Annotated in this window: 10 protein-coding genes; 6 read left to right on the top strand and 4 right to left on the bottom strand. The window is 60.7% G+C overall.

The window, feature by feature from the left end; all coding sequences use genetic code 11:
• Nucleotides 1–48 precede the first annotated feature (48 nt).
• The gene (locus JN279_RS32280; RefSeq protein ID WP_244734219.1) at nt 49–864 is read left to right on the top strand and encodes a hypothetical protein; all 816 of its coding nucleotides are present in this window, start codon (nt 49–51) and stop codon (nt 862–864) included.
• Between the two features lie 588 nt (nt 865–1452).
• Here JN279_RS32280 and JN279_RS32275 read toward each other — a convergent pair.
• Nucleotides 1453–1959, bottom strand: a complete 507-nt coding sequence (locus JN279_RS32275) for a winged helix-turn-helix domain-containing protein (RefSeq protein ID WP_202351203.1) — start codon at nt 1957–1959, stop codon at nt 1453–1455.
• A 212-nt stretch (nt 1960–2171) separates the two neighbouring features.
• The gene (locus tag JN279_RS32270; protein ID WP_096454864.1) at nt 2172–2591 is read right to left on the bottom strand and encodes an organic hydroperoxide resistance protein; all 420 of its coding nucleotides are present in this window, start codon (nt 2589–2591) and stop codon (nt 2172–2174) included.
• 465 nt (nt 2592–3056) lie between these two features.
• On the opposite strand from JN279_RS32270, the gene JN279_RS32265 reads away from it, so the two are divergent.
• From JN279_RS32265 to JN279_RS32250, 4 genes are all read left to right on the top strand, one after another.
• Nucleotides 3057–5915 carry an ATP-binding protein gene (locus JN279_RS32265; protein ID WP_096454866.1) on the top strand — a complete coding sequence of 953 codons (2859 nt, stop codon included), beginning with the start codon at nt 3057–3059 and terminating at the stop codon, nt 5913–5915.
• A 503-nt stretch (nt 5916–6418) separates the two neighbouring features.
• Nucleotides 6419–7711 (top strand): epoxide hydrolase family protein, encoded by a 1293-nt coding sequence (locus JN279_RS32260; RefSeq protein ID WP_202351202.1) that lies wholly within the window; start codon nt 6419–6421, stop codon nt 7709–7711.
• 133 nt (nt 7712–7844) lie between these two features.
• Nucleotides 7845–8894, top strand: a complete 1050-nt coding sequence (locus tag JN279_RS32255) for an alpha/beta fold hydrolase (RefSeq protein WP_202351201.1) — start codon at nt 7845–7847, stop codon at nt 8892–8894.
• A gap of 19 nt (nt 8895–8913) precedes the next feature.
• Nucleotides 8914–9693 carry an alpha/beta fold hydrolase gene (locus JN279_RS32250; RefSeq protein WP_202351200.1) on the top strand — a complete coding sequence of 260 codons (780 nt, stop codon included), beginning with the start codon at nt 8914–8916 and terminating at the stop codon, nt 9691–9693.
• Nucleotides 9694–9899: 206 nt separating this feature from the next.
• On the opposite strand, the gene JN279_RS32245 is transcribed toward JN279_RS32250, so the two are convergent.
• A complete protein-coding gene (locus tag JN279_RS32245) occupies nt 9900–10502 on the bottom strand; it encodes a BBE domain-containing protein (protein WP_202351199.1) in 603 nt (200 codons plus the stop codon).
• 107 nt (nt 10503–10609) lie between these two features.
• Complete coding sequence (locus JN279_RS32240) at nt 10610–10843, bottom strand: hypothetical protein (protein ID WP_202351198.1); 234 nt, start codon at nt 10841–10843, stop codon at nt 10610–10612.
• A gap of 341 nt (nt 10844–11184) precedes the next feature.
• Here JN279_RS32240 and gloA2 point away from each other — a divergent pair, with 341 nt between their 5' ends.
• Complete coding sequence (gene gloA2, locus JN279_RS32235; protein WP_202351197.1) at nt 11185–11568, top strand: SMU1112c/YaeR family gloxylase I-like metalloprotein; 384 nt, start codon at nt 11185–11187, stop codon at nt 11566–11568.
• Nucleotides 11569–11582 lie beyond the last annotated feature (14 nt).

Here is an 11582-nt window from a genome sequence, read left to right as displayed (position 1 = left end):
CCTACAGCGTTAATGCAGCGGTGCAACACCGAGATGAGACCGCAGGCTATGGCAGCACAGCTTTCTCCCCCACGCCAGCTTTCTCAGGCTCTGCTTTCGGCCCCAATCGAACTCGCAGGCAACTGGGGCCACATGCTGCCACGCGCGGCCGATCAAGTCATCGAGCGCATGCGGCACGCCTGCTTGGACGGCGTGCGCCCCGTCTCGGACCGCCAGCCGACGCGGCTGCGCGTCGACGAGCACCCTTCGGGGTCCCCGGCCGTCTGGTTGCACGCAGACGGCAGCACCATGGCGTGGATCATTGTGGATATTGGCGAACGCGACTGGTCGAAGCTTGCCTACCAGTTCGGACATGAGCTCGGCCATGTCGCGGCCAACAGCTGGCAGGCCGACGCCAAGCCGGCAGCGCCCTGCCAATGGCTCGAGGAAGCGATGGTGGAAGCCTTCTCGCTGCGCGGCCTGGGGCGCCTGGCGAAAAGCTGGAAGGAGTCCCCGCCCTTCGCAGGCGACAACGCTTTCGGCGATGCCATCGCTGAATATCGCGAGAACATCATCCGTAACTATACCGACCTAGCTGACAGCCAAGGGTTCACCCCTGGAGCCGCGGCGTGGTTCGAGGTGCATCGCGGCGAGATCGAAGCCACCGCGCTTGTTCCTTACGGGCAGGCGATGTCCTTGGCCATTCTCGCCGAGTACGAGGCGGCGCCCGACTGCGTCGAGGCATTGGGCGCACTCAATCGCTGGCCCGGCCGCACCGGTCTCCCGATCGCCGAGTATCTGAAGCGATGGGAGGGGAGCTGTGCCGAACTGCAAGCCTCGCCCCGATTGCCGATCCGCCTGCGCGAGCTATTGCGCATCGCGTAGTCAGCCCAAGCCCGCGACCTGTGATCTTTGGAAACCCGCACCGAGCCAGTGGGAGGCAAAACCGCCTTGGCGACCGCGAAATCAGACCCCGGTTTCGCCCCGGCAAAGGGGTCCTAGTCCAGGCTGAACGCAAGGTCGGCTTTCTGACCCAATTTTCGCCAAAGCGGATGCGCACGCGGCCTTCGATCTGGGCGATGGTGACAAGGCGGCTTGCGCTGAGGTAGCGAAACAGCAGTGCGATCGCTGCTTCGTGCCGATAGTCTTTGATCTTGGTGACGTCGACGTGTGAGATGAAGAAGTCGGGAACGGAGCTTCTGAACACGAGTACCTTGAGGGCACTATTGGCCTCGGACTGCTGAATGAGGGAAACCAGGTCGCGCACCAGTGCAGGCCCTAGCAGATTCATGGACGGGGCAGCTATGTCGGCGAAAAGGACGGCGCCTTCCTGGCTTATGTTCAACGTCTCGAAAACTGTCGAGCTCTCGGGCGAGGCCGCTTCTGAGTTGACGGATTGCCGACAGGCCGATCGCCTTCGTGATCGAAGGTGTCGTCCACGGTACGCGTTCGCATCCGCGTGTCTGCAGAGTCTCAAGGGCCCGCAGTGGGAAAGCCGTACGCCCCGCGCTCTGAAAGCGCTTGAATCTGAAGGCGCTCTTCAAGCGGCGGAACAATCGGGCGCATCGTTTCAAGCGACGCTTTCCGTTGAGGCGGCGTGTGGACTGAAGCAACGAATTGGTAGCCGCGCCCTGGGATGTTGATGATGAACCGATTTCCATCTCGTCCGTCGCGCAAAACACGGCGCAATCCGGAGATGTGGACGGTGAGATTGGTGGGCACGACAAAGACATCGGGCCAAACGCGGGCCATCAGTTCCTGCTTGCTGACCAGCTCGCCTGGGCGTTCAAGCAAGGCGATCAGGATGCCCAGCGCGCGACTTCCGAGCGGTACCGGTTTGTCTCCCTCCAACAAAAGAAACTGCCTCGGGAACAGACGAAACGGTCCGAATGCAATTTCGCCTGTCACGCTTGGTTGGGGCCCGGGATCAAGTTGCGTGGGCGCTGTCGGCCTGGACGAGGGCAAGCGGTCAAAGATCATAGTCAATCCTGATGTTCTCATGGTGACCTCGCTTGCGTTAGGGACCCATTTTCTGCCTCAGCATCTACTCCGACGCCGCGAGAAGCGCCCGTTATAGGATGTGATGCTTTGTTAGATCCTGCGAGGCTCACCGTGTGCTGATCAAAAGCTGGAGGAAAAGAGCCAGCTGGGCAAACGGGCAATGACTGCGGCGAGTCGGCCCAACTGCGCGGTCAGATCAAGCTGATCGTCACGCCGATGTTGCCGCGCGTTGCTTTCGAGTACGCGCAGATCTGATGCGCTTCGTTCACCAGAGCCTGGGCGACCGTTCGATCAACACCGGGCAAGCTAATATTGAGCCGAGCACTGATGAAGTAACTGTCGTTTTCCATTTTTAGGTCTACCTCAGCGTCGATAGCGGGAGAGGCCGGCAAGGCAATTTTCTGTTTGCGGGCCACTTGCACGATTGCTGTTTGAAAGCAGGCCGACCAAGCCACAGCAAATAATTGCTCCGGGTTGGTGCCGATGCGAGCCGATCCGGGGGCCGCAAGCCTTATGTCGAGTTGCCCATCGGAGCTGCGTGCGATGCCATTCTCTCGTCCCTGAGAGGTCCGTGTCTTGGCCGTATAGAGCAGCTTTCCCGTGGTGCGCATCTTGCAGTCCTTGGAATCCTCGTCTCGCGAGCGCGGTGGCGCTGAGGGCCATGCTGCGCATGCAAGCAAGTCGCAGCGAAATCGATCACCTGCAGAAGCCGCGGGCACACGCGGGGAGGCTACGGCTTATGCCCGCCCGCCGATACGTCCCGTGCGCCCATAGTCGTCGTAGCCTCACCATCCTGCGCTCTCCTTTGGCTCCGTCTTCCGGACGCCTTGTCAGCGGCTCGCTGCGTTCATGGCGGTATTTTGGTCACTCTCCGCCTAGAGCTACGCCTGCCTTGCGGGGGCCGCCCGTTATGGCTTGTGAGGAGGTGTTAGAAGCTGTCAGCAGCTCTATATTCCCGGACAATGGGAGCTCGGTAGCCGAGGGCGAAACCCTCGACTTGCGTGCACTCTTCTGGCAGGGACGCAGGGCAAGATTTCGGCTAAAATTGTTGTCAGCGAGACAGTTCAGAGGAAGGCATGGCGGCTGTGGAGGACCACACCAAAGACGGTATTTCGTTTGGTGCCTTTACCCTATTTGCAGGTGAGAGGCTGCTCACCAGAGAAGGCGTTCCCGTCAAGCTGGGGGCGCGCGCTCTCGATATCTTGGTCACCCTGACTTCGGCGCCGAACGAAGTCTGCAGCAAAGAAGAGCTGATGTCGCGGGTCTGGCCCGGAGTTACCGTTGAAGAAGGTAGCGTGCGCTTTCATATAGCCAGTCTCCGAAAAGCACTGGGAGACGGAAAGGATGGCGCACGATTCATTGCGACTCTGCCGGGGAGGGGCTACTGCTTTGTCGCCGCGGTTTCGCAAGCCCGTAGTCGACGCAATGACGAGAAGATCGCCGCCTCAAACTTTCCGCACGCTAATATCCCTACCCGCTTGAGCCGAATGCTCGGACGCGACGAGGATGTGCTCAAGTTATCGGTTAGCCTGACCGCATCGCGCTTCGTCACCGTCGTAGGACCTGGTGGCGTCGGCAAGACGACTGTCGCGGTAGCCGTCGCACACCATTTGATGTCCGCTTTCGCTGGTTCCGTTCTCTTCGTCGATCTTGGAGTCGTTACGGATCCTGAACTTGTGCCAACGGCTGTGGCCTCAATATTAGGGTTGTCGGTTCATTCCGACGACGCGATACCGAGTTTGGTGGCCTACCTGCGTGACAAGCGCATCCTTCTGGTTCTCGATACATGCGAGCACCTCATAGAAGCAGTTGCCACGCTGGCGGTAAGCATCGTGGAAGCCGGACTCCAAGTGCATATCATCGCGACAAGCCGAGAGGCGCTTCGAGTTGAAGGCGAGCACGTCTATCGGCTGGATGCCCTTGCATGCCCCCCGGACAGGCCGGGGCTAACTGCCGCAACCGTGCAGAAATTTCCGGCAACGCAACTGTTCATGGAACGGGCTGTCGCAAGCGGCGCGCCTCTGATTGTGAGTGATCTCGAAGCGCCGATAGTCGCAGATATCTGCCGAAAGTTGGACGGCGTGGCACTTGCGATCGAGCTTGCGGCCAGACGTGTTGAATCTTACGGCCTGAAGCAGACCGCTGCGTTGCTCGACGAACGCCTGACGTTGCTATGGCAGGGGTCGCGTAACGCTCCACCGCGTCACAAGACCCTGCACGCGGCTCTCGACTGGAGCTACGGGCTTCTCTCCGAGCCGGAACGCTTGGTCCTTCGCCGCCTCGCGATATTCATCGGATATTTCACCCTCGATGCGGCGCTGGAGGTTGTGACAAGCACAACCGTGGACCGCCCGGCTGTTTTCGAAGCGATTGATAGCCTCGTCGCAAAGTCGATGGTGGCGACCCACCCTCTCGGCGCGATGGTGCGCTACCGGCTGTTGGATACCACCCGCGCATACGCGCTCGACATCGACATTGACGACACCGAGGCAACCGCCTTGTCGGTACGACACGCGACTTACTACCGCCGATGGCTCGAACAGACCGGGATCGAATGGCCGACCCTGTCGGCTGGAGCCGAACGCACGCCCCACTTTGCCGCGCTGAACAACGCCCGTGCGGCATTGGAATGGTGCTTCGGAAAAGGCGGCGACTTGGCCATTGGTGTCGGATTGGCCGCCGCCGCCGCGCCCGTTTTCTTGTCAATGTCACTGCTTCCCGAATGCCATCGCTGGTCGGAACGCGCTATCGCTTGTGTCGCTCCTTCGGCCCGTGGCGGACAACAGGAGATGAGACTTCAGGCGGCCCTTGGGGTCTCACTGATGTTTATGCGCGGCGGGCGCGATGCTGCGCGCGAAGCCTTGGAGAGAGGCTTGGCGATCGCTGAAAACAATGGCGATACGCTTGATCAAATACGCCTGTTGGCCCCACTTCATCTGTTTCACCGACGCAGAGGGAACTTCACGCGTGCTCTCGAATACGCGACGCGTTGTTCTGCTGCCGCGGCGACTGTCAGCGACCCCGTCGCGATGGCACTAGCCCATTCGAATTTAGGGCTCGCGCTTCATCTCGACGGCAGACTTGTCGACGCCCACAGCGAACTCGAGGCGACCCTGGCGGGCGACTATCTTCCCGAGCAGACCACGACGGTCTACCTTGGCGTTGAAGGCAGAATCCTGGCCACCGCCGTTCTCGCCAGAAATCTTTGGCTGCAGGGTTATGCCGCTCTGGCGACTGAATGCGCGCGCGAGGCTGTGGAAGAGGCCCGCAATATCGACCACTCATTATCGCTGGCAATCGCCTTGGTGTGGGCGGCGACGGTGTTCCTTTGGACAGGCGATCTGCAGAGCGCTGAAGCAGATCTAGATGAGCTTATTGCTCTGTCCGAAGCTCATTCCATGGCACCTTATGTCTTGGTTGGAAAAGGCTTCCGAGGCGAATTGGCTATTCGTCGGGGGGACGCGAATGCGGGCATAGAAGCCTTGCAGAGCTCTCGTCAAAAGCTGCACGCGCTCCCTTACGAGCTGGTCACCACCGAACTTAGCCTTGCGCTTGCGAAGGGATTTTCCGTGTCGCACCGCCTCGATGAAGGCCTCAGAACGATTAACGAGACAATCGAACTGATCGAAGCGAGTGGCGACTTTTTGTACATGCCAGAGGCGTTGCGAACGAAAGGTGTGATCCTTTTGTCGATGCCCCGGGACTCGAACGAGGGGGCCGAATCCTGCTTCGCACAGTCGCTGGAATGGAGTCGTCGTCAGGGTGCATTGTCCTGGGAATTGCGGACAACGACGGAACTGGCGAAGCTCGCCCTCTCTCGCGGACAATCGAAAAAGGCGCGCGCTCTGTTGCTGCCAGTCTTTGAGCAGTTTACCGAAGGTTTTGATACAGCCGATCTGAAAGCTGCTGAACAGCTGTTAAGCGCGATCGCCTAGCTGCGGATAGCTACGCACCTTCCGTCAGCTGTTCGACGTTGTCACGCTCATACCTGGCCGTCGCAACGCGCGCGCGTGCTGAGCGGCTCGCCGCCTGCGTCCCCCAGCACCAGCAAGATCCCACCGGTGTCGTGTGTGCCAGGTGACAAGTGGGTTTGGCTGTGCTGCAGCGGAGCTCACGGCGAAGGATGTGATAGAGCTACAGGGGCGCGACCGCCCAGTAAGCGCCCCAGCCGGTCCGCCACCCCACATGCCCTCCTGCCGATCTCTCATGCGCTCTACGTCCGGCCAAGTGCCCGTCAATCATCCGACCGGGCGAAATCTCGGATCTGTATCGAACGATCGGCCGTAAGAATCCCAAATGCGGCAGCTCGCAAAGATTCGCATCTCTTAGCGCCTCTTAACTCGCTTCGACGACAGCAGCAGCGCACTTTGGCCGTGTCACAACGAAGCAGCCGTCGATGTCGGCGGCAATCCTGGATGGGTTGGCACAGGAGGGTCCCATGTCTGCGCGCTTGCCATCACCAACACGGCGGGAAGTCTTGATCACCGCGGCTGCCATAGGAGCCATGAGCATGCTTTCGTCAAAATCCAAAGCGGCTGCGGAGGCCGCCTCAATCCATCCCTTCCAGTTCAGGGCTTCCGATGAGGATCTCGCCGATCTGAAGCGGCGTGTCGCGGCGACGCGCTGGCCGGACAGGGAGACGGTGCCGGACCAGTCGCAGGGCGTGCAGCTCGACATCGCGCGCCAGATCCAGGCGCACTGGGCCAATCATGATTGGCGCAAGGTCGAGGCCAGGATGATGGCGTATCCGCACTTCATCACCGAGATCGATGGGCTCGACATCCACTTCATTCACGTGAAGTCGAAGCATAAAAACGCGCTGCCGATGATCGTGACCCATGGCTGGCCGGGCTCGGTTATCGAGCAGTTGAAGATCATCGAACCGCTCACCGACCCGACCGCGCATGGCGGCACCGAAGCGGATGCATTCGATCTCGTGGTTCCGTCATTGCCCGGCTACGGATTCTCCGGCAAGCCGACGGCACCAGGATGGGAGCCTGTCCGTATCGCCAAGGCGTGGGCAACCCTTATGGAACGCCTCGGCTACAACAAATATGTGGCCCAGGGCGGCGACTGGGGCAATGCGGTTACCGAGAACATGGCGCTACAGGAGCCGCCGGGACTGCTTGGCATCCACACCAATATGGCGGCGACGCTTCCACCTGAAATCTCCAAGGCGCTTGGGACCGGCACGCCGCCGCCAGGGCTCGGTCCCGACGAGAAGCGCGCTTTCGACCAGCTCATCTATTTCAATCAGCATGGGCTCGGCTATGCCATCGAGATGAACCAACGTCCTCAGACGCTCTACGGCATCGTCGACTCGCCCGTCGGCCTCGCCGCCTGGATGCTGGACCACGACGCCGACAGTCACGCCCTGATCGCCCGCTCCTTTAGCGGGAAGCCCGAGGGCATCACGCCGGACGACTTTCTCGACAACGTCACCTTCTACTGGCTGACGAACACCGCGATCTCGTCGGGACGGCTTTACTGGGACAATGCGCGGGTCGCGAAAGGCGGTTTCTTCGACGCGCGTGGCATCAGGATACCGGTCGCGGTGAGCGCTTTCGCCAACGAGATCTACCAGGCGCCGGAGAGCTGGGCGAAGACAGCCTATCCAAAGCTTCTCCATTACGGCCGCTTCCCCATTGGCTGCCATTTCGCCGCCTGGGAGCAGCCCGAAATCTTTGTCGAGGAGATGCGTGCGTCGTTCAAGGCGCTGCGCGCGTCCTGAGGACTGCGACGGAAAAAAGTCTCCATTCTGAGGGCCGCCTCGGCGGTACTCAGATGGTCAGCGTAACAGGACAAGACGATCCCGCACCCCGGCGTGCGGGCCGTTCCATCAGATTCTAACGAGTGACCGAACCATGCTGGAAGTGATCAGCCATCAACGTCGCCATCTTTTGCGTGTTGCAGCTCTGGCTGTCGCTGCCGCCGAGCTTTTTGCGACCAGCGGGGCGCGATCAGGATCAAGCGACACCTCTGCAACGAATGCTGCAAGCGGTTCGCGGGCGAGCAATTCGCTCAAGGTCAAACAGGTCGACGCCGGCGACCTGAATATCGGCTACGCGGAGTTTGGCCCTGCCGAGGGTCCGCCGGTCCTCCTCCTTCATGGATGGCCCTATGACATCCACGCGTTTGCCGAGGTCGCGCCGCGGCTTGAGTCCGCAGGCTATCGCGTCATTGTACCGCATTTGCGCGGCTATGGCACAACGCGGTTTCTGTCCGCCAATGCGCCTCGCAACGGGCAGCAAGCGGCGCTTGCCGTCGACGCCGTCAATCTGATGGACGCACTGAAGATTCGGACGCCGATCATCGCCGGTTTCGATTGGGGCGCGCGCACCGCCAACATCGTCGCGGCGCTTTGGCCAGAGCGTTGCAAGGCGCTTGTATCGGTGAGCGGCTATCTGATCGGCAGCCAGGCGGCCAATCAGATGCCGCTGCCGCCGGCCGCCGAGTTGCAGTGGTGGTACCAGTACTATTTTGCGACCGAGCGCGGCCGCGCCGGCTATGACAAATACCGGCGCGACTTTTCCAAGCTGATCTGGCAGATCGCCTCGCCGAAGTGGCGCTTCGACGATGCCACCTTCGGACGCAGCGCTGCCGCCCTTGAGAATCCCGACCACGTCGACATCGTGATCCACAATTACCGCTGGCGGCTCGGTTTGGCTGAGGGGGAGGCGAAGTACGACGATCTGGAGAAGCGGCTCGCTCAGGCGCCTACGATCGACGTGCCTGCCATTACGCTCGAGGGTGATGCGAACGGTGCTCCGCATCCGGAGCCTTCGGCCTACGCGAAGAAATTCACCGGCCGATACGAGCATCGCACCATCTCTGGCGGCATCGGACACAATCTTCCGCAGGAAGCACCGCTGGTGTTCGCCCAGGCCGTCATCGACGTTGACCATTTGTCATGAAGCAACAAAGGAGCCCGACATGAAACCGCTCATTGCTGGATTGGCCCTGGCTGGTATGGCGTTCGCAACAATGGCGTCCGCGCAATCGGACAAGCCGACCATCGTCCTTGTGCATGGCGCCTTCGCCGACGCATCGAGCTGGAACGGCGTCGTCCCAATTCTTGAAAAGGATGGCTACCCGGTGGTCGCTGTCGCCAATCCTCTGCGCAGCGTAAAGGCAGATGGCGATTATGTCCGCTCCCTTCTCAATACGATCAAGACGCCAATCGTGCTGGTCGGCCATTCTTATGGCGGCATGGTGATCAGCCAGGCCGCCGACGGGGAGGCGAATGTCAAGGCGCTGGTCTATGTTGCCGGTTTTGCACCGGATAAAGGCGAAAGCGCCGGCGCGCTCGACACCAAGTTTCCAGGAGCCTTGGTTGGACCCGATACGCTGGCGCAGCCAGTGCCTCTCCTGGCTGGCGGCAACGACCTCTATGTCCGGCAGGACAAGTTCCACGAAGCGTTCGCGCCGGATCTGCCCGAGGATGCGGCGAGACTGGCAGCGGCAACGCAGCGACCGATCACCGACATCGCTTTCGGCGAACCGGCGACCGCCTCCGCCTGGAAGACCATTCCGTCGTGGTTCATTTACGGTGACGGTGATACTGCCATCCCGCCGAAGGCTCAGGCCTTTATGGCCGAGCGGGCGCACGCCAAGGGCGTCGTGGTCGTGAAGGGCGCGTCGCACGTCGTCATGATCTCGCATCCCGATGCGGTGGCCAAAATCATCGAGGACGCGGCGACCGCGGCTCCTTGATCCTTGCGGCAATGTGCCCCGTCATCGGCAATGCCGCGTCGCCTCAAATTTCACATCGGCGATCCGCATCCTGGATGCTGCCCATGTCACTTTCCTTGCGGTCAGGATCTGGAGAACATGGCCACGCTGGTTGATTGAACTGATAGCGGTCACGATGGCGTCGGCTGCTTCGCAGGCGATCAGGTGGCAGAGATCGACGGGCGTGTTCAGCGTCCAGACAACCTCGTAAAACCGTCGGCACTCCAGCGCTCGCTGCCGACACCGTGACGATTGATGAAAAGGCCATCCGGATCGTAGCGCTCTTTCGCCGCAAGCAATCGCGGATAGTTCGTTCCCCAGAACGCATCCTGCCAGCGCTCTTCGAAAAAGTCACTTTCGGCTACATAAGAGCCGGGATTCGGAACTAGGCGCCGAACCTCGCTCATCGCCCTGCCGATGGCTTCGACATCCCTGTCCGCCTTGACGGCGCCAGGCTCGTGGCCGGGGATGCCAGGATAGGCTGGCGGCCCTTCGGCAGCACTGATCAAAAGCGCGAAGGCTTCCAGTGCCGCCGGATTGATGGCGGTATCGCGCGCCTGTTCCACGACTTCAGCCGGTACACCGGCGAGCCCCTTGTTCGTGTGTAGCGAGATGCTCCAGTGGCGGCTTGCCGCAAACAGCATCTCGGCCAGTGCCTCGCGGCGGTCCCGCTCCAGAAGCGAGGCGGGCAACCAGGCTGACTGATAGCCATGCAGCACCTGGCCTGCCTCTTCCAGATTGCCGGCCCAGAACATGTTGTCGGCCCAGGCGCCGGGGCGGGTGTCGAACAAGACGATGCCCGGAACCTTCTCCAGGAAACGCGGATCCCAGAAATGTCGCGCCGGGGCCGAGATGAAGAAAGGATCAGCCGATAGCTGGAAATCTTGATTGCCTTCGGCTAGCAGTCAAGAAAGGGCCGCCATGCGACTTCGGCCTGTTCCTGATCGATGCCCTGAAACAACATGTTGATGGCAAGCAAATTGCCGGGGCGGAAGACGATCTGCTCGCCCCAATGCGGGTTGAACAGCGCGGTGGTGTAGAATTCCATGATACGCGCGATCAGTGCCTTGTAGGCATCATCCGAACATCGCGGCGGTACCCGGCACTTGCTCGACGGCGCGGAGAGACGCATCGAAAGGCCGGGTGCCCACACTGCCTAATCTGTAGGGTGTCTGCTGGTTCGTGGTTCCTTAGCTAAAGCGGTGGCGAAGATCGACCGCGTCTTTTCTCAATGCGGCGGCATGGATCGTCACCGTGCAGTGTCTGTAAGCGTTGAGAGGCGTCGAGTCGTCACCGTAAGCACGTGCCACGGGCGGTCCAGTTGCCCTTGTGCTCCATCGGCAATCTATCCCTGCATGAGCTTCTCACGCGAGAATATGAACGAGGCGACCCTCGCGAACGGCGACATCAACAAAGTGCCGTGTACTCGATGGTGACTTGGCCTCAAATCCCAGCTTGGCTAGAGTTCTTAGCATGCTGAATGCCATTCACCACGTCGCGCTCATCTGCACCGACTACGACCGGTCGCGACGGTTCTACGTCGAACTCCTCGGCCTCGATTTGATCCGCGAGGTCTTTCGGGAGGAGCGGCAGTCATGGAAGGCCGATCTGCGGATCGGGTCCGTCCAGCTGGAATTGTTCTCCTTCCCTGCACCAGCGATGCGGCCGTCTCATCCAGAGGCAACAGGCCTGAGACATCTGGCGTTTGCCGTGACGAAACTCGATCCCGTAATTGTACGCCTAGAAGCCGCCGGCGTTGCGGTTGAACCAATCCGGATCGACCCATACACAGGCCAACGGTTTACCTTTTTCAACGACCCAGATGGATTGCCGCTGGAACTCTACGAGGCCTCATAAGGTGGCGAACCTCC

Origin of the sequence: Mesorhizobium sp. 113-1-2 (assembly GCF_016756475.1) — a bacterium.
Taxonomy (GTDB): domain Bacteria; phylum Pseudomonadota; class Alphaproteobacteria; order Rhizobiales; family Rhizobiaceae; genus Mesorhizobium; species Mesorhizobium loti_C.
This window is presented reverse-complemented; position numbering and strand designations above follow the sequence as displayed.